General features: G+C 70.2%; 19 protein-coding genes. 7 read left to right on the top strand and 12 right to left on the bottom strand.

Annotated elements, in window-relative coordinates:
- Window positions 1–19 precede the first annotated feature (19 nt).
- Window positions 20–844, top strand: coding sequence for an alpha/beta fold hydrolase (locus tag STRVI_RS25235; protein ID WP_014058462.1), 825 nt, complete (start codon window positions 20–22; stop codon window positions 842–844).
- 35 nt (window positions 845–879) lie between these two features.
- On the top strand, window positions 880–1,752 hold the full coding sequence (locus STRVI_RS25230; RefSeq protein WP_014058461.1) for a hypothetical protein: 873 nt from the start codon (window positions 880–882) through the stop codon (window positions 1,750–1,752).
- A 32-nt stretch (window positions 1,753–1,784) separates the two neighbouring features.
- Here the strand turns inward: STRVI_RS25230 and STRVI_RS25225 are convergent, their stop codons facing one another.
- Both STRVI_RS25225 and STRVI_RS25220 read right to left on the bottom strand, forming a co-directional pair.
- On the bottom strand, window positions 1,785–3,143 hold the full coding sequence (locus STRVI_RS25225; RefSeq protein ID WP_014058460.1) for an MFS transporter: 1,359 nt from the start codon (window positions 3,141–3,143) through the stop codon (window positions 1,785–1,787).
- Between the two features lie 238 nt (window positions 3,144–3,381).
- A complete protein-coding gene (locus STRVI_RS25220; RefSeq protein WP_014058459.1) occupies window positions 3,382–4,200 on the bottom strand; it encodes a thioesterase family protein in 819 nt (272 codons plus the stop codon).
- A 199-nt stretch (window positions 4,201–4,399) separates the two neighbouring features.
- Here STRVI_RS25220 and STRVI_RS25215 point away from each other — a divergent pair, with 199 nt between their 5' ends.
- On the top strand, window positions 4,400–5,056 hold the full coding sequence (locus tag STRVI_RS25215; RefSeq protein WP_014058458.1) for a YceI family protein: 657 nt from the start codon (window positions 4,400–4,402) through the stop codon (window positions 5,054–5,056).
- 96 nt (window positions 5,057–5,152) lie between these two features.
- Here STRVI_RS25215 and STRVI_RS25210 read toward each other — a convergent pair whose 3' ends face one another.
- Window positions 5,153–5,485: a winged helix-turn-helix transcriptional regulator gene (locus STRVI_RS25210; RefSeq protein WP_228052623.1), complete on the bottom strand. Its 333-nt coding sequence runs from the start codon at window positions 5,483–5,485 to the stop codon at window positions 5,153–5,155.
- Between the two features lie 191 nt (window positions 5,486–5,676).
- Between STRVI_RS25210 and STRVI_RS25205 the strand changes: the two genes are divergently transcribed.
- Both STRVI_RS25205 and STRVI_RS25200 read left to right on the top strand, forming a co-directional pair.
- A complete protein-coding gene (locus STRVI_RS25205; protein ID WP_043239748.1) occupies window positions 5,677–6,630 on the top strand; it encodes an NADP-dependent oxidoreductase in 954 nt (317 codons plus the stop codon).
- A 73-nt stretch (window positions 6,631–6,703) separates the two neighbouring features.
- Entirely contained in the window at window positions 6,704–7,024 is a 321-nt protein-coding gene (locus STRVI_RS25200; RefSeq protein ID WP_014058455.1) for an NIPSNAP family protein, read from the top strand.
- 117 nt (window positions 7,025–7,141) lie between these two features.
- On the opposite strand, the gene STRVI_RS25195 is transcribed toward STRVI_RS25200, so the two are convergent.
- A complete protein-coding gene (locus STRVI_RS25195) occupies window positions 7,142–8,497 on the bottom strand; it encodes an MFS transporter (protein ID WP_014058454.1) in 1,356 nt (451 codons plus the stop codon).
- A 215-nt stretch (window positions 8,498–8,712) separates the two neighbouring features.
- Here STRVI_RS25195 and STRVI_RS25190 point away from each other — a divergent pair, with 215 nt between their 5' ends.
- Together STRVI_RS25190 and STRVI_RS25185 are read left to right on the top strand one after the other, a co-directional pair.
- Window positions 8,713–9,987, top strand: coding sequence for a glucarate dehydratase family protein (locus STRVI_RS25190; protein WP_014058453.1), 1,275 nt, complete (start codon window positions 8,713–8,715; stop codon window positions 9,985–9,987).
- Between the two features lie 242 nt (window positions 9,988–10,229).
- Window positions 10,230–12,092 (top strand): glycoside hydrolase family 9 protein, encoded by a 1,863-nt coding sequence (locus tag STRVI_RS25185; protein WP_014058452.1) that lies wholly within the window; start codon window positions 10,230–10,232, stop codon window positions 12,090–12,092.
- Window positions 12,093–12,172: 80 nt separating this feature from the next.
- Here STRVI_RS25185 and STRVI_RS25180 read toward each other — a convergent pair whose 3' ends face one another.
- The 8 genes from STRVI_RS25180 to STRVI_RS25145 form a co-directional block, all read right to left on the bottom strand.
- Window positions 12,173–13,207, bottom strand: a complete 1,035-nt coding sequence (locus STRVI_RS25180; RefSeq protein ID WP_014058451.1) for a non-reducing end alpha-L-arabinofuranosidase family hydrolase — start codon at window positions 13,205–13,207, stop codon at window positions 12,173–12,175.
- 354 nt (window positions 13,208–13,561) lie between these two features.
- Window positions 13,562–15,010: an argininosuccinate synthase gene (gene argG, locus STRVI_RS25175; RefSeq protein WP_014058450.1), complete on the bottom strand. Its 1,449-nt coding sequence runs from the start codon at window positions 15,008–15,010 to the stop codon at window positions 13,562–13,564.
- A 158-nt stretch (window positions 15,011–15,168) separates the two neighbouring features.
- On the bottom strand, window positions 15,169–17,355 hold the full coding sequence (locus STRVI_RS25170) for a discoidin domain-containing protein (RefSeq protein ID WP_014058449.1): 2,187 nt from the start codon (window positions 17,353–17,355) through the stop codon (window positions 15,169–15,171).
- A 53-nt stretch (window positions 17,356–17,408) separates the two neighbouring features.
- A complete protein-coding gene (locus STRVI_RS25165; protein ID WP_014058448.1) occupies window positions 17,409–19,007 on the bottom strand; it encodes a glycoside hydrolase family 13 protein in 1,599 nt (532 codons plus the stop codon).
- Window positions 19,008–19,037: 30 nt separating this feature from the next.
- Window positions 19,038–19,913, bottom strand: a complete 876-nt coding sequence (locus STRVI_RS25160; protein ID WP_014058447.1) for a carbohydrate ABC transporter permease — start codon at window positions 19,911–19,913, stop codon at window positions 19,038–19,040.
- Window positions 19,910–20,866 (bottom strand): carbohydrate ABC transporter permease, encoded by a 957-nt coding sequence (locus STRVI_RS25155; RefSeq protein ID WP_014058446.1) that lies wholly within the window; start codon window positions 20,864–20,866, stop codon window positions 19,910–19,912. Before STRVI_RS25155 ends, STRVI_RS25160 begins: the two co-directional genes overlap by 4 nt.
- A gap of 4 nt (window positions 20,867–20,870) precedes the next feature.
- Window positions 20,871–22,214: an ABC transporter substrate-binding protein gene (locus STRVI_RS25150; RefSeq protein WP_014058445.1), complete on the bottom strand. Its 1,344-nt coding sequence runs from the start codon at window positions 22,212–22,214 to the stop codon at window positions 20,871–20,873.
- Window positions 22,215–22,461: 247 nt separating this feature from the next.
- Window positions 22,462–23,460: a LacI family DNA-binding transcriptional regulator gene (locus STRVI_RS25145; RefSeq protein ID WP_014058444.1), complete on the bottom strand. Its 999-nt coding sequence runs from the start codon at window positions 23,458–23,460 to the stop codon at window positions 22,462–22,464.
- Between the last annotated feature and the right edge of the window lie 40 nt (window positions 23,461–23,500).

The following is a 23,500-nucleotide window of genomic DNA, read 5'->3' as shown; positions in this document are numbered from 1 at the left end:
CGAAAGGCGAGAGACACCCATGGCAAGCACCGACGTCCATCAGCAGGTCAGCGGCCACGCCCGCGCGCTGGACGGCACCCTCCTCGCCTATCAGCACCACGGCACCGGACGGCCCCCGCTGGTGCTGCTGGCGGGCCAGGCCAACAACCACCACTGGTGGGACGGCATACGGGCGGACTTCCACGCCACCCACACCACCCTCACCATGGACTGGCGTGGCACGGGAGAAAGCGAAAAGCCCGACCACCCCTACTCGACGCCGGGCTTCGCCGACGATGTGATCGCCGTCCTCGACCACCTGGGCATCGAGCGCGCCGATCTGTACGGGACCTCCATGGGAGGGCGGGTCGCCCAGTGGGTCGCCGCCCGCCATCCGCACCGGATCCGGCGGCTCGTCCTCGGCTGCACCTCGCCCGGCGGTCCCCACGCGACGGAGCGCGACATGGCGGTGCGGCGCTCCCTGGCCCAGACCGACGCGCGGGCGGCGAACGAAGCGCTGATCGACCTGATGTACACCCCGGCCTGGCGGTCCGCACACCCCGGGCCCTATACGACCCTCGGCGCCCCCGGCATGCCCCCGCACGCCCGGCGGGGCCACCTGGTGGCCAGCAATCGACACGACGCCTGGGACGTCCTCCCACTGATCACCGCGCCCACGTTGATCCTGCACGGCGCGGACGACCGGCTCACCCCGGCGGCCAACGTACCGCTGCTCGCCTCGCGCATCCCCCAGGCGCGTACGCACATCTTCGAGGGCGCGCGGCACGGCTATTTCCAGGAGTGCCGCCCGGCGGCGGCGACGATCGTGTCGTCGTTCCTGGCGGAGGAGCCCTTCCCGGTCTGACCACCTGCTCACGCATGAGGAGGGACAGAAGAACCATGCGACCCACCCCGCCCCCGCTCAGCTCGTACGTCGCGTCCTGGGCCCCGGGACCGGTCACGGCCGAGGACGCCCTGCCCGTCGGCCCCGTCGCGGCCCTGTCGGCGGTCCTCGACCTGCCCGAGGCCGTGGCGAAGGACGGTGAGCCCCTGCCACCGCTGTGGCACTGGCTCCACTTCCTGCACTGGCCCGCCCAGCGGGAGCTCGGAACCGACGGACACCCCCGGGACGGCCACTTCGTGCCGCCCATCCCGCACCGGCAGCGGATGATCGCCGGAGGACGGTGCGAGATCACCGAACCGCTGCGCCTCGGCGAGCCGGCCGAGCGCATCAGCAGCCTGGGCACGGTGACGGCCAAACACGGGAGCACGGGGGAGCTGCTGTTCGTCACCGAGCGCCGGGAACTCCGCCAGCGTGGCCGGACCTGCCTCGTCGAGGAGCAGGACATCGTCTACCGGTCGGGGCGCGGCTCCGTGCGCCACCACCCGGCCGCCCTCGACGAAGCAGCCGCCCCCGACCCCGACGGGACGTGGCAACTCCCGCTGCACCCGGACCCGACCCTGCTGTTCCGGTTCAGCGCGCTCACCGCCAACGCCCACCGCATCCACTACGACACGCCGTACGCGCAAGGGGAGGAGGGCTACCCGGGTCCGGTCGTCCACGGCCCGCTGCTGGCCCTGCTCATGCTCGAACTCGTCCGCCGCCACGCCCCGGCACGGCGGGTGGCCTCGCTGTCCTATCGACTGCGGCGGCCGCTGTTCGCCGGGGAACACCTCCTGGCGTCCGGCACACCCTCCGGCAGCGGCGCCGACCTGCGCATCGCCACCCACCGGGAGGCCCGGCACGCCACGGCGGAGGTGACGTTCGCGTGAGGGCGTGCCGGGACCGTACGGCCGGATGTCGCTCAGGGGGTGTCCGCCGTCTGGAGTGACGCGGAGTGGGTTTCGGCGGTGCGCTGCTCATGGCGTATCGCCGTGGAGACGCCGCGCGGCGCGATCCGGGCCCGCAGGGATACCACCGTCAGCAGGGCCAGCGCCGTGCCGACAAGCGGCACCGTGAAGGCGGCGCTCGCGCCGTAACCGTCCGCCAGCTGTCCGGCCGCCGTCACCGCCGCGGCCTGCCCCAGCGCGACCGAACCGGTCAGCCAGGTGAACGCCTCGGTCCGGGACGTGGCCGGGACCAGGGCCTCCACCAGGCTGTACCCGGTGATCAGCGCCGGTGCGATGCACAGGCCCGCCAGCAGTCCCAGCCCGCCCAGCGGCAGCGGCGCGGACACCGCCCACAGCGTTGAGCAGATCAGCGTCAGCGCGGCGTAGGAGGTCAGCAGCCGCCGCCGGGGGGAGGTGCGCCAGGCGATGGCGCCACAGGCCACGCCCGCGAGCATGTTGCCCGCCGCGAAGACGCCGTACAGCACACCATTCAGGGCCGGTTGGCCGTGTTCCTGGGCGAAGGCGGTCAGGGCGACCTGCATCCCGCCGAAGACCGAGCCGACGCCCAGGAAGGCCACGGCCAGGACCCGTACGCCCGGTACGGACAGCGCCGAGGCGGGCCGCTCGCGGGTGTCCGCCCGCGCCGCGCTCAGCGGCGGCGCGGTACGGCGCTGGGCCGCGAAGAGCAGTCCGCCCACCAGCGTCAGCGCCGCCTCCGCGATCAGGCCGGACGCCGGGTGCACACCGGTGCTCAAACCGGTGGCGAGCACGGGGCCGATGACGAACGTCAGCTCGTCCGTCACGGACTCGAACGCGGCGGCGGTCGCCAGCAGCGGATGGCGCCCCGCACGCGGCCCGGATCCGCCCGGGGCGCCGTCCCCGAGAGCGCCGTCCCCGAGGGCGGCCGCCCAGCGGGCCCGCACCATGGGCCCGACCTGCGGGACGGAAGCGCCCGTCGGCACCGCGGCGGCGATCAGCGCCCACAGTGGCGCGTGGGCCAGGGCGAGCGCCGTCAGCAGGGCGGCGGCCGCCGCGTGGAGCAGCACACCCGGCACCAGGACCGCGCTCTGCCCGTGGCGGTCGGCCAGCTTGCCGCTCTGGGGCGCGAACAGCGCCATGGACACGCCGGTGACGGCCGCGACCGCACCGGCGAGCCCGTACGACCCGGTGGTGTGGCGCAGCAGCAGCACGATGCTGATCGTCAGCATCGCGAACGGCTGCCGGGCGGCGAAGCCGGGCAGCAGGAAGGTCCATGCGCCCGGTGTGCGCAGCAGGTGCCGGTAGCCGGCGCGCTGTGCGGGAGGAGGGGTGGTGCTGGAGACCGCGGATGCCACGGCCGACGCCTTTCCGCCGCCTGGTAGCGCACCCGGGCCGGCATGCCGGAGTGCGCCGAGAGCTGTCCTCTCGCGCTGGACCGGGGTAGATACCGGGTCCGCGCCGATGAGGAGGCAGAAGACCGCGGCCGCCGAGCGGTCGCGCCAGCTCTGCGTCAGGCAGAGTGGTTCGTTGCTTGCCGCGTCATCGTACAGGGAGGGCCGCCACCTCGCCGGTGGCGGCATGTGTCGCACGAGGTCAGGCGCCGGGCAGGGGGCGGACGGTGAGGATCTGCTGGGCGTGTCCGATCGGACCGCGCAGGTCGTGCAGCACGGTGCTGGTGATGCCCTGGCCGGTGGGACCGAAGGTGACCGTGGTGTCCAGCCCGGCCCAGCCGCCCTCGGGCTGGCGGTGGAGGTGGAGGGTCAGGTCGACGTTGGGGAACATCCAGGCGGTGGGCGGCTGTCGTACGGCGATCCCGTTGGCGGTGTCGACGAGCGTGACGTACGAGGCCAGCGGGGTGCTGGTCTGCCCGGCCACGAGGGCGAGCGGGGTGGAGACCCAGACGGTCGCCCGGCCCGGCCGGGGTGGCGCGAGCGGACGGGAGTCCAGGGAGGCGATGTACCCGCCGGGCCACAGGGAGGACATCGACCAGGGGGCGAGCTTCTCGGGAGGGGTGAGCCGGTCCTCGGCGCCACCGGCGACGGCCGCGGTGTCCACGGCGGCGAGGAGCCACGCACGGGCCCGGACCACGGGGCGGTCGGCGATGAGCACGACGGCCTCGATGAGTTCGATGGTGCGGCCGGGCCGGACGGTCTCCACCCGGATCTCGCACTCGTCGAGGGCGAGGCGCCCGAGGATGTCGAAGCTGATCCGGCTGAGCAGCAGCCCGGTGTGCGGCCGGGTGGCGAGATGGCGGTCGATGGCGTGGACGATGAGCCCGCCGAGCGGGCTGAAGTGCTGTTCGTCGGTGCTCCAGGCGCCACTGACGTGTGCGGTGGGCTTGTAGCGGTGCTCGTCGATCGGCTCGTAGTAGCTGTCGGTCGTCAACGGGGACTTCTCCTCGGGCGGGAACATCGTCGTGATCAGTGGGCGTTGACCAGGATGACGTATTCAGCCGTGTGGACGCCGCCCCGCGTCGAGCGCGGGCGTCCTCGCGCGGGCCGCTGACGGGCCCGCTCGGAGGGCACCTGTAGGTAGTTACTCAAGATCCTTGAGTAACTCCTCTTGATCAAGGGTTGCGTCACCCCCTAAGTTGAAAGTAACAACGGGTGGCATGAACCTGTTCAGCCGCAGTACCTCTCGTCGTGCGGTCGCCAAGGCGGCATCGGCGGTCCCCCCTGCCCGGGCGGCGTCCGGCGCCGTCGCCGTGCCGGATACCGGCCTCGCGGCTCTCACCGGAGAGTGGATCGTCGATCCGGCCCACAGCCGGATCGGTTTCTCCGTCCGGCACGCCATGGTGAGCACGGTACGTGGCGCCTTCACGGAATTCGAAAGCCGCCTCTACTTCGACGGCCGCGACCCGCGCCGTTCCCGGGCCGAGATCCTGCTGTCCACCGTCAGTGTCCAGACCGGTGTCGAGCAGCGCGACGACCACTTGATGGGCCGGGACTTCCTGGACGCCAGAACCTACCCCCACATCCGGTTCGCGAGTACCGCCGTGGAGGTCGCGGGCCCGGACGTCTACCGCATGATCGGGGACCTCACGATCAGAGACATCACCCGCCCCGTCGTCCTGGAGCTCACCTACATCGGGTACGTCACGGACCCCTTCGGCTACCAGCGGGCGGGCTTCGACGGCACCACCACCATCAACCGCTCCGAATGGGGCCTGACCTACAACGCCCGACTGGCCGAGGGCGGCGCGCTGGTGAGTGAGAAGGTCCGCCTCCAGTTCGACATCGCCGCGATCCGCACCGTCCCCGCCGCCTGAGGAGCCCCGGACCCGGAAAGGGCGCTCTCCGTCCGCCGTCTGTGGAGGAGGGTGCTGAGGGGGGGGGCGGGCGGCGTCGGAAGGGGACCGGCGCCGTCACATCGGCTTCGCGGGCGCGGTGGTGAGATCCAGGTTGTCCTCGACCCACAGGCGCAGGTTCCTGAGCGGGACGGACGCGCTGTGGCCCAGGGGAGAGAGTTCGTACTCCACGTGGAGCGGGACGGCGGGGTAGACCGTCCGCTCGATGAGACCGGCGTCTTCGAGGCGGCGCAGCGTCTGGGTGAGCACCTTGGGGCTGATCCCCTGAAGGCGGCGCTGCAGAGCGCCGAACCGGAGCGGGCCGTCCTCCAGAGCCCCGATGGCAAGCGCCGACCACTTGTTCGCGAGCAGATCGAGCATGGCACGGCACGGGCATTGGGCCTCGTACACATCATGATGGTCGTGCTGGCCTGTGTGGCATCGCGTGCTCATGGAGGGACCTTCCGGGCGCTGGTACTACCCAAAAGGTAGCAGTGTCCCTTGTGGGTAACCAGGTCCCTGCGGTTAGCGTGCGAGCGCGCCCGGAAGAGCGGGCGTGACGAGAACGATGAGCTCAGGAGGCACACGTGGCCAGGTCCATGATGCGTGCGGTGGTGCAGGACGCGCTCGGCGGCCCGGAGGTGCTGCGCGTCGCGGAGGTCCCGCGGCCGGAGCCGCTGCCCACCGAGGTGCTGGTGCGGGTGCGCGCCGCCGGTATCAACCCGGTCGACTGGAAGACCCGTCAGGGCGGCGGCATGGCGGGTGTGCTCGGCGAGCCGCCGTTCACCCTGGGCTGGGATGTCTCCGGTGTGGTCGAGGAAGTCGGGTTCGGGGTGACCACGCTGGCCCCCGGCGACGAGGTGTACGGCATGCCGTGGTTTCCCCGTCAGGCCGGTGGCTACGCCGAGTTCGTCACGGCTCCGGCCCGCCAGTTCGCCCGTAAGCCGGCCACGTCGAGCCATGAGGAGGCGGCCGCCGTGCCGCTGGCGGCGCTGACGGCCTGGCAGATCGTGGTGGACACCGCGCAGGTGACGGCCGGGCAGCGGGTTCTGGTGCACGCCGCCGCCGGTGGCGTCGGGCACTTCGCCGTCCAGTTCGCACGGCACCTGGGGGCGCGGGTGGTGGGGACCGCCCGGGAGAGCCGGCACGCATGGCTCGGCCGGCTCGGGGCGGCGGAGCTGGTCGACTACACCGAGCAGCGCTTCGAGGACACGGTCGAGGACGTCGATGTGGTGATCGACCTTCTGGGCGAGGACCACGACGCCACTAGCACCCGTTCCCTGAAGGTGCTCAGGAAGGGCGGACTGCTGGTGGCCGTCCCCGGTGGCGTCGCCCCCGAGGTGCGGCAGGCCGCCGACGCCCTCGGGATGCGCACCAGCGCCTTCCTCGTCGAGCCGGACGGTGCCGCCCTCACCACGATCGCCGCACTGATCGACAAGGGTGAGGTCGCGGTCGAGGTCGAGGAGGTCTTCCCGCTGGAGGAGGTCGCTCGTGCCCACCGCCACGGGGAGGACGGCCACACCCGCGGCAAGCTGGTCCTCCGCGTCGGCGCCTGACCCGCTCCGCGCCGACGGCGGACGCCCGAGGCCCTCTCGCACCACCCATCACAGCAGCTCGAAGGAGACACGTATGTTCTACGAGATCCGCCGCTACCAGATCAGGCCCGGCCGCCGGGAGGAATGGGTCAGCTTCATCGAAGAGGTGATCATCCCCTTCCAGGAGTCGAAGGGGGTGAACGTCATCGCCTCGTTCATCGACGAGGAGGATCCCGACGGCTACGTGTGGATGCGGCGCTTCGCCGACGAGGCGGAGCGGGAGCGGCTGTACGCGGCGGTCTACCAGAGCGAGCGGTGGCAGCAGGAGATCGGCCCCCGGGTCGAGACACTGATGTTCCGAGAGAAGATCCAGGTCACGCGTGCCGTGCCCACGTCGGCATCCGGGCTTCGCTGACCGCGTCGGCCCCACCGATGAGCGCGCTGTGACGGCCAGGGCCACGACCGTCCGCCGCTGAGGCTCCACGGTCCAGTACCGCCCGGAACCACACGGTTCCGGGCGGGCGCGCCGGGGTCACCCGGAGACGGTCCGTGCGGGGACCGGGGCGGCGGCCTCGGCGCCGCCCTGGCCGCTGCCGCGGCGCAGGAAGTACACGCCGACGGTGGCGAGCAGCGAGGCCGCGGAGAGCGCGTAGAGGCCGCCGTTGGTGCTGCCCGTCGTCTCCTCCAGATAGCCGAAGAGGGTCGGGGAGACGAACCCCCCGAGGTTGCCGAGGGAGTTGACGACGGCGAGCCCCGCGGCCGTGACCCTGAGGTCGAGCGTGGACTGGGCCAGCGGCCAGAAGAGGTTGGCGGCGCATTTGCTGCCGACGGCGGCCAGGGTGACGGCCGCGAGGCCGAACCACGGGGAGCCGAGGGTGGCGAGGAACGTGCCGATGGCGGACAGCACCAGGACGATGGCGAGGTAGGGCCGCCGGTCCGGCAGGCGGTCGGTGTAGCGGCTCATCGTGTACATCGCGATGACCGCGCAGATCCACGGGACGGCCGTGAGCAGCCCGATCTGGAAGGAGGAGAGCCCGCCGATGTCGTCGACCAGGCTCGGCAGCCAGAACGTGATCGCGTATCCGGTCAGCGCCATGGCGAAGAACACGCCGGTCAGCAGCGCCACCTGGGGGTGGACCACCAGGCGCAGCCGGGACACCTGCGGCTCGCCGCTGCGCGCCTCGCGGTCCCGGTCGACCGCCGCGCCGAGGGCGGCCTTCTCCTCGCCGGTCAGCCAGCGGGCGTCCTGGATCCGCGAGACGAGGAAGAAGGCGGCGACGATGCCCACGGTGATCGAGATGGCGCCTTCCAGCGCGAACATCCAGCGCCAGCCGGCGAATCCGCCCAGGCCGTGCATTTCCAGCAGCGCGCCGCTGATGGGGCCGGTGACGATGTAGGCGGTCGCGGAGCCGCCGAGGAAGAGGGCGCTGGCCCGGCCGCGGGTGGAGTCCGGCAGCCAGGTGGTGAGGTAGTACATGACACCGGGGAAGAACCCCGCCTCCGCGATGCCCAGCAGGAACCGCAGGACGTAGAAGGAGGTGGCCCCGGACATGAAGCACATGGCGAGGGTCACCGCGCCCCAACTGATCATGATGCGGGTGAGCCAGACGCGGGCACCGAAGCGCTCCATCAGCATGTTGCTGGGGACTTCCAGCAGGGCGTAGCCGATGAAGAACAGCCCGGCGCCGAGTCCGTAGGCCGCGCTTCCGATGCCGATGTCGGCCTTGAGGTCGTCCTGGACGAAGCCGACGTTGGTGCGGTCCATCTGGTTGACCACCAGCATGAGGACCAAGATGGGCATCACACGCCGCAGAAACTTGGTCACGGCCCGTTCGACGAGCTCCGAGGAGGCGGCCGGATCAGGGTCGGGGGCGGGGGGATTCACCATGCCGGCTCTCCTCGCATCGTTCATACACTTGAACACTGATGAAGTGTGTGCAGACTTTACGAGCACCCGTTCTCGCGGGTCAATGACTCCGGAAGCAACAATTCCGCGGGATTACGCATGAGTTATGGCTGGTGGTTTGCCTTCTCCTGGTCCGGGCATGCCCCTTGGTAGGGTTCACACACCTACCATCTGTTCAACTATATGAATGGACGTCGATGTTTGACGGAGCACCCCTGCGCATCACGGATGTCACCATCACCCCCGTCGCCTTCCGCGACCCGGCCCTGCTCAACTCCGTCGGCGTCCACGAGCCCTTCGCGCTCCGCTCGATCGTGCAGATCCACACCGACGCGGGCCTGACCGGGCTCGGCGAGACCTACGCGGACGAGCTCCATCTGGAGCGCCTCGCGGCCGTCGGGCACGAGATCGTCGGGCTCGACGCCTTCGCCACCGAGGAGCTGCACCAGCGCGTCCAGCGGGTCATCGAGCGCGTGGGCGGCGCCGGTGGCTCCGGGCTCACCGGCATGATCACCACCAGCAGCACCGTCGACCGGGTCGCCTCCCCGTTCGAGGTGGCGCTCCTGGACATCCAGGGCAAGGCCGTCGGGCGCCCGGTCAGCGACCTGCTCGGCGGCGCCGTGCGCTCCGCGGTCCCGTTCAGCGCCTACCTCTTCTACAAGTGGGCCGCCCACCCCGGCCAGGAGCCGGACTCCTGGGGCGAGGCCCTCGACCCCGACGCCATCGTGGCGCAGGCCCGGCGGATGGTGGACGACTACGGCTTCACCGCGATCAAGCTGAAGGGCGGCGTCAGGCCCCCGGAGGAGGAGATCGAGGCGATACGGGCGCTGCGCCGCGCCTTCCCCGGCCATCCGCTGCGCCTGGACCCCAATGCCGTCTGGACGACACAGACGTCGGTGAAGGTCGGGCGCGCCCTCGACGGCGTGCTGGAGTATCTGGAGGATCCCACCCCCGGGATCGACGGCATGGCCGCGGTCGCCCGCGAGGTCCCCATGCCGCTGGCCACCAACATGTGCGTGGTCGCCTTCGACGAGCTGGCCCCGGCGGTGGCCGCCGACGCCGTCCAGGTCGTCCTCTCCGACCATCACTACTGGGGCGGCCTGCGCCGTTCCAAGCTGCTCTCCGGTATCTGCGACACCTTCGGCATGGGCCTGTCCATGCACTCGAACTCGCATCTGGGGATCAGCCTGGCCGCGATGACCCACCTGGCCGCGGCCACCCCGAACCTCACCTACGCCTGCGACACCCACTGGCCCTGGAAGACCGAGGACGTGATCGTGGACGGCGCGCTGACGTTCACCGACGGCTCGGTGCCCGTGCCGACCGCCCCCGGCCTCGGCGTGGAACTGGACCCCGACGCCCTGGCGCGGCTGCACGAGCAGTACGTCCGCTGCGGACAGCGCAACCGTGATGACACCGGGTACATGCGGCGCTTCGACCCGTCCTTCCAGGCCGATCTCGCCCGCTGGTAGGCACCCCGCCGGTGGCCCGCCGCCACCCGGGCCCACCTGCCGGAATACCTCGATTGAAGGAGGCCGGCCTCGGTCACCTGGTGTACCCGGATTTCGGCTAAGCGTACGAAGCTGCAGGCCAGGACGTTTCCTTAGCCTCTGAGGGACGGAAAAGACGCCGAAACCCTCGGAAGTGCTGAGACTTGTCTTCTGCTCCTCGCGTACGTACCGCCCCCGATCGGACCGATCGCCGCCGCCGGCGCATGCTCGGCGCGGCGATCGCGGCCGGCCTTGCCGTCGGCGCCCTGACCGCACCCGCGGCAGGCGCCGTGGGCCACCACGCACGGCACGGCGCCGAGACGGCCGCCCCCAAGGCCGACACCGGCTCGCCGGTGCGGGTGAACCAGGTCGGCTATCTGACCCACGGCCCCAAGAAGGGCACCGTCGTCACCCCTGCCACCAAGCCGCTGACCTGGACGCTCCGGGCCGCCGACGGCACCAAGCGGGCGAGCGGGACCACTCACCCCGCGGGCGTCGACCCGAGCTCCCGGCAGAACGTCCAGACCTTCGACTTCAGCAAGGTCACCGACGCGGGTGAGGGGTACACCGTCACCATCGACGGGCAGAAGAGCGAGCCGTTCAGCATCGGTGACCACCTCTACCGCTCGCTGCGGAGCGACGCGCTGGCGTACTTCTACCACAACCGCAGCGGCATCAAGATCGACGCGGACCTCGTGGGCCCGAAGTACGCCCGTCCCGCGGGCCATGACAAGGCGGCCCCGCACCGGGGCGACACCGATGTCCCCTGCCGGAAGGGCGAGTGCGACTACCGCCGGAATGTCTCCGGTGGCTGGTACGACGCCGGTGACCAGGGCAAGTACGTCGTCAACGGCGGTATCTCAGTGGCCCAGCTCATGTCCGCGTACGAGCGCACCCACACCACCAAGGGCGTCGACCCCGCGTCGCTCGGTGACGGCCGGCTCCGGGTGCCCGAGCGTGGCAACGGCGTGCCGGACGTCCTGGACGAGGCCCGCTGGGAGATGGAATTCCTGCTGCGCATGCAGGTGCCCCAGGGCAAGCCGCTCGCCGGGATGGCGTTCCACAAGGTGCACGACAAGCAGTGGACCGGGTTCCCGACCCGTCCCGACCAGGACAAGCAGCAGCGTGAGCTGCACAAGCCGTCCACCGCGGCCACGCTCAACCTGGCGGCCTCCGCCGCGCAGAGCGCCCGCGTCTTCAAGTCCTACGACCCGGAGTTCGCCGCCCGCTGCCTGCACGCGGCCCGGACCGCGTGGGACGCGGCCAAGGCACATCCGAAGATCTTCGCCAGCGACAAGGACTCCACGGGTGGCGGTGCCTACGGCGACCGGTACGTGGGCGACGAGCTCTACTGGGCCGCGGCCGAGCTGTTCCTCAGCACCGGTGATCACACCTATGCCAAGGCGGTGCTCGGCTCGCCGCTGCATCGCGACGTCGACGCGCTCTTCCCGCGCGGCGGCGGCATGTCGTGGGCCTCGACCGCAGGCCTCGGCGCGCTCGACCTGGCCACCGTCCCCAACAAGCTCACCGCGCAGCAGCGCGCCGAGGTGCGCACGATGGTGACGAAGGCCGCCGACCGCTACGCCGCGGACTCCGCGAAGTCGGCCTACGGCGTTCCGTACGCGCCGAAGGACGGCAAGTACGAGTGGGGCTCCAACAGCCAGGTGCTGAACAACATGATCGTGCTCGCCACCGCACACGACCTGACGGGCAAGCCCCGCTACCTCGACGCGGTGCTCCGTGGCATGGACTACGTGCTGGGCGGAAATCCGCTCAACCAGTCCTATGTCACCGGCTACGGCGAACGGAACTCGCACAACCAGCACCACCGCTTCTGGGCGCACCAGCGTGACCACAAGCTGCCGCATCCGGCACCCGGTTCGCTGGCCGGCGGCCCGAACTCCGGGCTGCAGGACGTGGTCGCCAAGAAGAAGCTGAAGGGCTGCGCCCCGGCGATGTGCTACACCGACAGCCTGATGGCGTACTCCACCAACGAGATCACCATCAACTGGAACGCCCCGCTGGCCTGGATCGCCTCGTACGTCGATGGCCTGGGCGGCGGTGCGGCGGGCAAGCCCGTGGGCTGACCCGGCCCGCGCCCGGCCCCTCCGGCGGCGCGGCACCCCCCGAGCGGGGGTGCCGCGCCGCTTGGCGTCTGCGGGAGTGGTCAGCAGGTGGCGTTCGTCTGGGTGAGCAGTCCCAGCCGCCAGGGGAGTTGCGAGTAGTCCCCGCCGGCCGAGGGGTTCATGCCCTGGTAGAGGAATTGCTGCCGACACGGGTTGATGGTCATCGTCTGGTCGTTTCCGGTCCGGATGAGCTCACCGTGGCTGATGTCGCGGGTCCAGGCCCCGGCCGGGAAGGACACGTTGTTGCTGCGCGCGAAGGGGTTGGACTCGGTGGCCGCCAGGGGCTGCCACTGGCCGGTCAGCCCCTGGGCGGTGAACGAGCGGTAGTAGCGCCTGCCGTCGCTGCCGATGGCCTCCATCATCAGCAGATAGGTGTTGGTCCCCTGCACGCGGTAGACGGCCTCGCCCTCGAACAGGGCGAACTTGGAGTCCTGCAGGACGAGTTGGGTGTTGCGGAAGCCGCCCGGGAACTCGCCGACGGTGGTCTCCGAGCGGAAGAGGTGGCCGTTGTCGTCCGAGGAGAACAGATAGCACTTGGCGTCGTCGCAGATGATCCAGTAGTCGAGCGCATTGGCGCCCGCCGCATTGTCGAAGGTTTTGGGCGCCGACCAGCTCCGGGGGTTACCGGGGTCGGTGCTGGTGGAGTAGGACGGCGGGCCGGTCTGGTACACGAGGTACCACAGGCGTTTGGGCGCGAAGTAGAACACCTGGGGAGCGGCGGCGTACCGGGTGCCGATGTTCGGGTTGGTGTCCAGGTAGGTCAGCGGGGCCGAGCCCGCCTGCGACCAGTCGGTGAAGCTGGTGTAGGCCATGCTCCAGGCGCCCGAGGTGTTCGCGGTCGTCATGAAGACATGCCACTTGCCGTCCGCCTGGATCACGGTCGGGTCCTTGACGGAGACCACGGGGTGGCTCGCGTCGGGTTTGGGGGCGATCAGCTGGCCGCTGGAGGACCACTGGAAGCTGCCGGGTAGCTGGGCGGTGGTTCTCTCGGTGGCCGGTGCGCTCGCGTCCTGGGCGGCGGCCGGCCCCAGGGGGAGGGCGAACAGCGACATCGCCAGACCTAACAGGAACACCACCGCCGCATGGCAGGGGCGCGGATGAGGACGTCGTCCTGGTGGAAGCATGCGGGGCTCCAAGGGGTGGTCGGAGACCCGCCGCACGAGCACCGCGGGCGCCTTCGTGGATCCGGCACGGTGGCGCGTGGGGAGGGCCTTACCGGAACGGATGGTGCGGGGTGCGGGTGCTGTCGTGCTGGGCGCGTACGGCGCGTGCGTTCGGTATGTCGAATGCTGGCCGGTCTTACGGACGCCCTGGATGATAGAGGACTCACCCGGGGCGTCAATACCTCTCGTGCCGCCAGGGATAGCGCACGGCCAGGACGCCCCGTCGAGGGGTGCCCTGGCCGTTGTCGCGCGCGGTGGAGCGAAGACCTAGTCGGCGCCGAACTCCATCGCGGCGCGGTCGAGCAGCGTGTCCTGCCCGGACCCGTGTCCGTCCGAGGCGATCGCCTCGGAGGCGCCTTGGGGCATCGCGCCGATCAGCCCGGTCGAGGCCGCCTGCGCGGCGCCGATCAGCGCCGGATGCGCGTTGCCGACCATGCCCAGCCCGGCGTACTGCTCCAGCTTGGCGCGCGAGTCGGCGATGTCGAGATTGCGCATGGTGAGCTGGCCGATCCGGTCCACCGGCCCGAAGGCGGAGTCCTCGGTCCGCTCCATGGAGAGCTTGTCGGGGTGGTAGCTGAACGCCGGTCCGGAGGTGTCGAGGATGGAGTAGTCCTCACCGCGTCGCAGCCGCAGGGTCACCTCGCCGGTGATCGCCGCACCGACCCAGCGCTGCAGCGACTCGCGCACCATCAGCGCCTGCGGGTCCAGCCAGCGGCCCTCGTACATCAGCCGGCCGAGGCGCCGTCCCTCGCTGTGGTAGGTGGCGACGGTGTCCTCGTTGTGGATCGCGTTGACCAGCCGCTCGTACGCCGCGTGCAGCAGCGCCATGCCCGGTGCCTCGTAGATGCCCCGGCTCTTGGCCTCGATGACGCGGTTCTCGATCTGGTCGGACATGCCCATGCCGTGCCGACCGCCGACGGCGTTGGCCTCCAGTACCAGGTCGACGGCGGAGGCGAACTCCTTGCCGTTGATCGTCACCGGCCGGCCCTGCTCGAAGCCGATCGTGACGTCCTCGGCCGCTATCTCGACCGTCGGGTCCCAGAACCGCACGCCCATGATCGGCTCGACGAGTTCGATGCCCGTGTCGAGGTGCTCGAGCGACTTGGCCTCGTGGGTCGCGCCCCAGATGTTGGCGTCGGTGGAGTAGGCCTTCTCGGTGCTGTCCCGGTAGGGCAGGTCATGGGCGACCAGCCACTCCGACATCTCCTTGCGGCCGCCGAGCTCGCTGACGAAGTCGGCGTCCAGCCAGGGCTTGTAGATCCGCAGGGAGGGATTGGCCAGCAGGCCGTAGCGGTAGAACCGCTCGATGTCATTGCCCTTGAAGGTGGAGCCGTCGCCCCAGATCTGCACATTGTCCTCGAGCATGGCGCGCACCAGCAGAGTGCCGGTGACCGCCCGCCCGAGCGGGGTGGTGTTGAAGTAGCTGCGGCCGCCGGAGCGGATGTGGAACGCCCCGCAGGCAAGGGCCGCGAGCCCCTCCTCCACCAGGGCCGCCCGGCAGTCGACCAGCCGGGCGACCTCCGCGCCGTACGTGGTGGCGCGCCCGGGGACCGAGGCGATGTCGGGCTCGTCGTACTGGCCGATGTCGGCGGTATAGGTGCAGGGCACCGCGCCCTTGTCGCGCATCCACGCGACCGCTACCGAGGTGTCGAGGCCGCCGGAGAAGGCGATCCCGACGCGTTCGCCGACAGGGAGGGAGGTGAGAACTTTGGACACAGCAGGAGTATGCAGTCTTATGCATGATCATGCAAGCGCTCCTGGTAATGCTCGTGTACCAGCGCCTTGTCCCGCGCTTCGCCGGGCCGGGAACCGGGGCGGCCGCGTGGCTCAGGGCGGCCCCGGGGGCTCCGGGCGGCGAAGCGCGGGGGCGAGGGTCACGAGGTCAGATACGCCTCCACCTCACTGAGCTGGGCCGCCGGCCAGCCCGTGTTGCCGGTGACATCGAGCTTCAGGTAGCGCGCCTGCGTGGCGCCGGGCAGGTCGACGGTGACCTTGTTGCCGCTCGCCGGGTCGAAGCGGTAGCCCTGCGATGCCACCACCGTCGAGTACGCGGAGCCATCCGCGCTGCCCAGCACGGACAGGGTCTGGGTACGGGCGCCCCACGCGGAGGAGGGCGGCAGCTTCAGCACCAGCCGGCGGACGGCCTGGCCGGAGCCCAGGTCCACGGTCAGGGCCTGCGGAAAGGCGTTGTTGGTCGACTCCCAGTAGGTGCCGGCGTCGCCGTCGACCGCCTTGCCGGGGGTGTAGACGTCCTGGGAGCCGCTCGCGGTGGCCGGGCGGCCCTTGGCGAGATTGCGGCCCGGGTCGGGGTCCGGGTTGCCCTGGCCCGGCTGGGGCCAGGTGGAGCAGTCCGACCAGGTGCTGCTCCAGCCGGAGTTGCCCCCGCCGTCGGCGACCTCGAAGGTGCCCGAACCGGCCGGGAACGGGCAGTTGTAGACGCCCGCCACGCCGACGCTGGAGGCGCTGACATTGCCGAATTTCGCCGCTCCCTGCGCCTCCGCCTGGACCACGACCGTTCCGGGGTTGGTCACGGTCGCGCCGGTCACATTGACGTTCTTGACCGCGTAGCCCCTGCCGCCGCCGGAGACGAACTCGAAGGCGCTGTACGGGCTGTCCGTGATGGTCGTGTTGGTGATGTTGACGGTGGCGTCGATGGCGCTGTCGTAGGAGTCGACGCGCAGGGCGCCCATCGGGTGGTTCCAGTTGGGGTTCATGGCGCCCGCGCGCACCAGCGTGTTGCCGTCGACCGTGATCGTGCCGGCCAGCGGATGGAACGGGTCCAGGAACTTCTGGTTGGAGATGGCGATGCCGCTGCCCAGCGCGTTGGTGTCGGAGATCAGGTTGTTCTTGACCGTGATGTCCCTGCCGCCGTAGATCGCGATGCCATTGGCCAGGTTCGGCTGCGAGATGGTGTTGTTCTCGAAGCTGCTGCTCACGTCGGGGGAGTTCAGCGACCACATGGCGAGCGAGTCGTCGCCCTGGTTGCGCAGGAAGTTGTCGCGGACCCGAACGTCCTTGGCGCTGCCGTTGAGATTGAGGCCGTCGGCGGTCGTGTCGAGGATGCGGTTGTTCTCGACCACGAGGTTGTCGTTGTTGCCGGTCAGCCAGAGACCGACCTTCAGATGCTGGAGCCACATGCCCGACACGCTGGAGCCCGGGCCGAGCGAGCCGTTGACGAAGTTGTCCGGGTTGGAATCGACGCGCTCGGTGACCTCGCCGATGACCGCGAAGTCCTTGATGTGGACCTTGCCGGAGGAGCTGGTCTGGTCGATGAACCGCGAGCTGTGCACGACGGAGTGCCAGCCACCGGCGCCCTGCAGGGTGACGTTCTGGACACCGCTCAGGGAGGAGGTCAGCTTGTAGTCACCCGGCGGGATCCAGACCACGCCGCCCTGCGCGGCGGCGATGGCGTCCCGGAACGCCTGGGTCGAGTCGCCCTGCCCACTGGGGTCGGCGCCCTTGGAGGTGACCGAGACCGATCCGGCGGGCTGGCTCGCCGCCGCCGCGACCTGCTCGAAGTCGGCCACATCGACGGTGACCTGGGCGTTCGCCGCCTCGAAGGCGATCTTGTCACCGGCCTGGACGTTCTGCCCGAGCAGCAGCCGGGCGTTGTCGTAGAGGTGGTGGGTCTTCGTGCCCATGATCCAGCCGGTGTCCACATACGAGTACTTGGACGTGACCGTGAGGGTCTTGGCCAGCTTGGTGCCGTTGACATAGACATTGAGCGCGCCCGACTGGCCGTCGGGCACGCTGTAGGAGACGTTCACCGCGTTGGCGGCGCGCGGTGCGGTGAACTCGACGCGCTGGCCGGTGGCGAGACGCACGGCCTGGCGCCCGGACGCCTCGGAGGCGAGCGTGCCCTGGGTGAAGTCGGGGCCGATCTTCGTACCCGTGGTGGTGGCCGACTCGGCCTCGACCGAGGTGAAGGGCAGGGAGGCGCCCGCCGCCGCGTGTGCGGCCGTGGGGGTCAGGGTGACGAGCATGCCGGCCGCCAGGGCGACGGCCACGCCGATCGCCGACAAGCGCCTGGCGGATGCCGATGCGATGCTGCTGCTGTGCATGTGCTGATCCCTTCGTGGTGGGGGTGGGGATAGCGCGGTGTGGTGGGGGTGGCTCAGGCGAGCAGCCAGGCCGCCGTGTCCTGCGGAAGGCGGCCCTGGTCGTCCAGCGGGCCGCTGCTGAGCAGCAGCCGGGAGGTGCCGTCCAGCTCGGCGGGGGTGTCCGCGAGGTTGACCACGCAGACCAGACCGTTGTCACGGGCGAAGGCCAGGACACCGTCGGCCGAGGGGAGCCAGGTCAGCGGCCCGTCGCCGAAACCGGGGGTGGCGCGGCGGATGCGCATCCCCTCGCGGTAGAGGGCGAGCATCGAGCCCGGGTCCGCCTCCTGCGCATCGGCCGCGTACGCAGGCCAGTGCGCGGGCTGCGGCAGCCACGGCTCCTGGTGCGACCCGAAACCGGCGTACGGCGCCTCGGCCCCCCACGGCAGCGGCACCCGGCAGCCGTCGCGGCCCGGGTCGGTGCCGCCGGAGCGGAAGTGCATCGGGTCCTGGATGCGGTCGCGGGGGATGTCGGCCTCGGGCAGGCCCAGTTCCTCCCCCTGGTAGACGTAGACGGCGCCGGGCAGGGCCAGCGACAGCAGGGCGGCGGCCCGCGCCCGCCGGGTGCCGAGGGCGAGGTCGGTGGGGGTGCCGAAGACCTTGGTGGCAAAGTCGAAGCCGGTGTCCTCGCGCCCGTAGCGGGTGACCGTGCGGGTCACATCGTGGTTGCACAGCACCCAGGTGGCGGGCGCGCCCACCGGAGCGTGTTCGGCGAGCGTCTCGTCGATCGACGCCCGCAGCAGCCGGGGCTCCCAAGGGCACGCCAGGAAGGAGAAGTTGAAGGCGGTGTGCAGCTCGTCGGGGCGCAGATAGCGGGCGAAGCGCTCGCTGTCCGGCAGCCACACCTCGCCGACGAACACACCTCCGTGCTCGTCGGCCACCCCGCGCCAGGAGCGGTAGATGTCATGGAGTTCGTCGCGGTCGACGTACGGATGCGGATCGCGGCCCTCGACGAAGTCGGGCAGCCGGGGATCCTTGGCCAGAAGGGCGGCCGAGTCGATGCGGACGCCCGCGACACCCCGCTCGAACCAGAAGCGCAGGATGTCCTCGTGTTCCTGGCGTACGGCAGGGTGCGCCCAGTTGAGGTCCGGCTGCTCGGGGGCGAACAGATGCAGATACCAGTGGCCGTCGGGCAGCCGGGTCCACGCCGGGCCGCCGAACTCCGACTTCCAGTCGTTGGGCGGCAGTTCACCGTGGTCGCCACGGCCCGGGCGGAAGTGGAAGAGCTCGCGCTCAGGGCCGCCGGCGAGGGCGGCACGCCACCAGGGGTGCTGGTCGGAGACGTGGTTCGGCACGATGTCGACGATCGTGCGGATGCCCAGCTCCCGGGCCTCGGCGATGAGCTTCTCCGCCTCGGCCAGGGTGCCGAACGCCGGGTCGATGGCGCGGTAGTCGGCGACGTCATAGCCGCCGTCCTTCATGGGCGACTGGTACCAGGGACTGAACCACAGCGCGTCGACGCCGAGTCCGGCGAGGTACGGCAGCCTGGCGCGGACGCCCGCGAGGTCGCCGGTGCCATCGCCGTCCCCGTCGGCGAAGCTGCGCACATACACCTGGTAGATGACGGCGGAGCGCCACCAGTCGTGGGGCGTCCGGGCAGGGGTGGGCTGGGCCACGGTGGATGCCTTTCTGTCGAGGGGGCGATATCAGCCCTTCGTGCTGCCCGCGCTGATCCCGGCGATGATGTGCCGCTGGAAGACGAGGAACAGCGCGACCATCGGGATGCTGGCGATGACCATCGCGGCGATGAGCACGGTCAGCTGGATGTTCTGGGACAGCTGGACGAGTGCGACGCTGATCGGCTGCTTGCCGGCGTCGGAGAAGACCATCAGCGGCCACAGGAAGTCCTGCCACACCGCGACCAGCGCGAAGATCGACACGACGCCGAGCACCGGACGCGACATGGGCAGCACGATCGACCACAGGCTGCGCAGCTTTCCGGCGCCGTCGATCTCGGCGGCCTCCAGGACATCGCGCGGGATCTGGTCGAAGAACCGCTTGAGGAGATAGAGGTTGAAGGCATTGGCCACGGCCGGCAGCCAGATCGCGAGCGGGTCGTTGAGCAGGCTGGTGTGGATCAGCGGCAGATCGGCGACGGTCAGATACTTCGGCACGACCAGCGCCTGGGCCGGGACCATCAGCGTGGCCAGGATGCCGCCGAGGAGCACCTTGCCGAAGGCGGGCTTCAGCTTGGACAGGGCGTAGGCAGCGGCCGTACAGAAGACCAGTTGGAACAGCCAGGCACCGGCCGCCTGGACCACCGTGTTCCACAGATGCTGCGGAAGCTGCATCAGGTCCCAGGCGTCGGTGTAGCCGCTGGAGTGCCACTGCTTCGGGACGAGGCTGGGCGGGGTCTGCGTCACCTCGTCCGGCGACTTCATCGCACCGGTCACCATCCAGTAGACGGGGAAGAGGAAGGCGATCGCGAACAGCACCACCACGGCCGTGAAGACCGTCCAGTAGACGGCCCGGCCGCGGGGGCGGGCCAGGGCGGCGGGGGAGACGAGGGTCCGGGTACTCACGCTTCGTCCTCCCCGGAGCGGGTCAGCCACAGATAGAGGGCGGAGAAAACGCCCAGCAGCACCAGCAGCATCACGCTCAACGCGCACGCGCCACCGAAGTCGTTGTAGAGGAAGGCGTACTTGTAGATGAGGTAGAGAACGGTGACCGTGGCGTTCTCCGGGCCACCCCCGGTGATCACGAAGGGCTCGGTGAAGACCTGCATCGTCGCGATGATCTGCAGCAGCATCAGCATCAGGATGACGAACCGCGTCTGGGGGATCGTGACGTGGCGGACGCGTTGCAGCAGGCTCGCACCGTCCAGCTCGGCCGCCTCGTACAGTTCACCGGGGATGGACTGCAGCGCCGCCAGATAGATCAGGACGGTGCCGCCCATATTGGCCCAGGTGGCGACGATGACGAGGGAGACCAGTGCGGTGTCGGCGCCGTTGGACCAGTTCGAGGTGGGCAGATGCGCGAAGCGCAGCGCCTCGTTGGCCAGCCCGGCGCCGGGGTCGTAGAACCACTTCCACAGCAGGGCGCTGACCACCGGCGGGATCATCACCGGCAGATAGACCACGACCCGGAAGAACGCCTTGGCGTGCCGGAGTTCATTGAGGACGAGGGCGAGCAGGAACGGGATCGCGAAGCCGATGACCAGCGCCAGCAGGGTGAAGGTGAGGGTGTTCCGCCACGCCGCGGTGAACTCCGGATCGTGCAGAACCCGGGTGAAGTTGGCGGTGCCCACCCACTCGGGGGACGAGCCGGGCGTGTACTTCTGGAAGGCGATCACGACCGCGCGGATCGCCGGATACCAGGAGAACAACGCGAAGCAGACGAGACCGCCGAGGAGGAATCCGTAGGCGCGGGCCTGGTCGGCGAGGCGGCGCCGCCCCCGACCCCCCGCCGGGGGCGGCGCCTGTACCGGGTGGACGGCGATCGCCTCGGCGGGCGGCCGCGCAGCGGTCCTGGTCATCGGGTCAGCCCCGGGCCAGGATGCTGTCGATCTTTCCGGAAGCGTCCTCGATGAGCTGGTCGATGTCGGCGTCCTTCTTGGTCAGGACGGCGGAGACGGCCCCGTCGAGCACGGAGTAGATCTGCTGGGCGTGCGGCGGCTCGATCTTCATCCGCAGCTTCTGATTGCCGTCCAGAAAGGTCTGGTAGTTGTCCACGGGGACATTGGCGTTGGCCTTCTTGACCTGCTGGTCCTTGGCGTCGGCGGCGCCGGTGAACAGCCGCGGCTCGGGCAGGCCCACCGGGGCGTCGTTCTTCTCGGCGCGGACGTAGTCGCCGAGGAAACCCTTGCCCGGGGTGAGGAACATATGGTCGAGCCACTTGAGGCCGGCCCGGATCTGGGCGGGCGTGTCCTTCTTCTGGAACATATAGCCGTCGCCGCCGATGAGTGTGCCCTTGCCACCGGGCATGGGGGCGATGGCGAGGTCCTTGTAGTTGCCGCCCTTCTCCTTCACCAGGATCGGGATGTTGTCGGGTGCGGCGAGGTACATGCCCAGCTTGCCCGAGCCCATCATCTGCTGGGCGTCGTTGATGACGAGGAGCTGCTTGCTGCCCATCGAGTCGTCCACCCAGCGCATGTCGTGCAGATTCCGCAGGACGGCGCGCGCCTGGGGGGTGTCGATGGTGGCCTTCTTGCCGTCGGCGCTGATGACGTCGCCGCCCTGCGCGTACAGCTCCGCGGTGAAGTGCCAGCCGCCCTGGTTCTGTGCGCTGTAGTCCGCGTAGCCGACCGTGCCATCGCTCAGCGCGGCGATCTTCTTGGCGTCGGCGCGGACCTCTTCCCAGGTCATCGGCGGCTTGTCGGGGTCGAGTCCGGCCTTCTCGAAGAGTTTGCGGTTGTAGATCAGGCCCATCGAGTAGCCGGTGCGCGGGATGCCGTAGACCTTGCCGTCGACCGTGTAGATGTCGCGTAGCTGCTTGTGGAGAGTGGGGTAGCTCTTCAACTCCTTGACGTACGGAGTGAGATCGGCCGCCTGGTTGATGTCGACGACATGCCGGGCGTCGGTGAAGTACGTGTAGAAGACGTTCTCCATCTGGCCGCCGGCCAGCTTGGCGTCGAACGTCTTCGGGTCCTGGCAGGGGAACGCGTCATGCGCGACGACATCGATGTCCGGGTTCTGCTTCTCGAAGGAGGCGATGTCCTCCTCGAAGAACGAGCGGTCGACCTTGGCGCTCTTGGGCGGCATGCAGTTGACGGTGATACGCGTCTTTCCGCCCGCCGAGTCGTCGTTCGACCCTCCGCAGGCGGTGAGGGCGAGGGAGCAGGCGCTGAGCGCGATGAGCGTACGGCGGAACCCGGTGCTTCTCATGGGTGGACCCCTCTGTACAGGAGCAGGGAAGCCCCACGGCCGCGAGCGGGGCGCACACAACCGTGAGTGCGCCGCACACTCAAGCACCGTCGACAACGGGCCGCAAGATGTCGCGTAGATTCTGTAATTATTCAACTGGACTGTGGATCAGGCGAATTGAGCCCGCCGCGCGCCTGATGACCCTCTGCCGCCTCCTGTCGACCGCCTGCCGAGCGCCCTGACGACCGCATCCCGACGGGCCCCGCGCTCACTCCCGTGGCGCCTGCGCGGTGGAGCCGCGCACCACCAGCTCCGGCTCGAACAACAGCTCCTCGGACGGGACGGCCGCGCCGCCGATCTGCGCGTTCAGCAGCTCCACGGCCGCCCTGCCCATGGCCTCGATGGGCTGGCGGACGGTGGTCAGCGGCGGTTCGGTGCAGTTCATGAACGCGGAGTCGTCGTAGCCGACCACGGACACCTGCGACGGCACGCCGAACCCCTTGCGGCGCGCCGCCCGGATCGCCCCCAGCGCCAGCGGGTCACTGGCGCAGATGATGCCCGTGACCCCCCGGTCGATCAGTCGGGAGGCCGCGGCGTGGCCGCCCTCGATCGAGAAGATCGCCCGGGCCACGAACTCGTCCGGCAGCCGGCCGGCGACCGCGTGCGCGGCGGCCAGCTTGCGCGCCGACGGCATATGGTCACCCGGCCCGAGCACGAGCCCGATCCGCTCGTGGCCGAGGGAGGCCAGATGCCGCCACGCCTGCTCCACGGCCACGGCGTCGTCGCAGGAGACGCCGGGGAAGCCGAGATGCTCGATGGCCGCGTTGATCAGCACCACCGGGATGTTGCGCTCGGCGAGCAGCCGGTAGTGGTCATGCGGCGCGTCGGCCTGCGCGAACAGCCCGCCCGCGAACACCACTCCGGAGACCTGCTGCTGCAGCAGCAGGTCCACGTAATCGGCCTCGGAAACCCCGCCCTTGGTCTGGGTGCACAGCACCGGAGTCAGCCCCAGTTGCGCCAGCGCCCCGCCGATGACCTCGGCGAACGCCGGGAAGATGGGGTTCTGCAGCTCGGGCAGGACCAGCCCGACCAGCCGGGCCCGGTCGCCTCGTAGCTGGGTGGGCCGCTCGTAGCCGAGGACGTCCAGCGCGGACAGCACCGCCTGCCGGGTGGCTTCGGAGACCCCGGGCTTGCCATTGAGCACCCGGCTGACCGTGGCCTCGCTGACACCGACCTTCTTCGCCACTTCAGCAAGTCGTCGCGTCATACACGCAAGCGTAGCGCAAGAATTGCAAGTCGCTTGCGTA

This window comes from Streptomyces violaceusniger Tu 4113 (assembly GCF_000147815.2).
Classification (GTDB): Bacteria; Actinomycetota; Actinomycetes; order Streptomycetales; family Streptomycetaceae; genus Streptomyces; species Streptomyces violaceusniger_A.
This window is presented reverse-complemented; position numbering and strand designations above follow the sequence as displayed.

Bases quoted from the DNA above. Each gene is read 5' to 3' on its own strand.
- STRVI_RS25235 (WP_014058462.1), top strand. From the start codon at position 20: ATGGCAAGCACCGACGTCCATCAGCAGGTCAGCGGCCACGCCCGCGCG.
- STRVI_RS25230 (WP_014058461.1), top strand. From the start codon at position 880: ATGCGACCCACCCCGCCCCCGCTCAGCTCGTACGTCGCGTCCTGGGCC.
- STRVI_RS25220 (WP_014058459.1), bottom strand. From the start codon at position 4,200: ATGTTCCCGCCCGAGGAGAAGTCCCCGTTGACGACCGACAGCTACTAC.
- STRVI_RS25215 (WP_014058458.1), top strand. From the start codon at position 4,400: ATGAACCTGTTCAGCCGCAGTACCTCTCGTCGTGCGGTCGCCAAGGCG.
- STRVI_RS25205 (WP_043239748.1), top strand. From the start codon at position 5,677: ATGCGTGCGGTGGTGCAGGACGCGCTCGGCGGCCCGGAGGTGCTGCGC.
- STRVI_RS25200 (WP_014058455.1), top strand. From the start codon at position 6,704: ATGTTCTACGAGATCCGCCGCTACCAGATCAGGCCCGGCCGCCGGGAG.
- STRVI_RS25195 (WP_014058454.1), bottom strand. From the start codon at position 8,497: ATGGTGAATCCCCCCGCCCCCGACCCTGATCCGGCCGCCTCCTCGGAG.
- STRVI_RS25190 (WP_014058453.1), top strand. From the start codon at position 8,713: ATGTTTGACGGAGCACCCCTGCGCATCACGGATGTCACCATCACCCCC.
- STRVI_RS25185 (WP_014058452.1), top strand. From the start codon at position 10,230: ATGCTCGGCGCGGCGATCGCGGCCGGCCTTGCCGTCGGCGCCCTGACC.
- STRVI_RS25170 (WP_014058449.1), bottom strand. From the start codon at position 17,355: ATGCACAGCAGCAGCATCGCATCGGCATCCGCCAGGCGCTTGTCGGCG.
- STRVI_RS25155 (WP_014058446.1), bottom strand. From the start codon at position 20,866: ATGACCAGGACCGCTGCGCGGCCGCCCGCCGAGGCGATCGCCGTCCAC.
- STRVI_RS25150 (WP_014058445.1), bottom strand. From the start codon at position 22,214: ATGAGAAGCACCGGGTTCCGCCGTACGCTCATCGCGCTCAGCGCCTGC.
- STRVI_RS25145 (WP_014058444.1), bottom strand. From the start codon at position 23,460: ATGACGCGACGACTTGCTGAAGTGGCGAAGAAGGTCGGTGTCAGCGAG.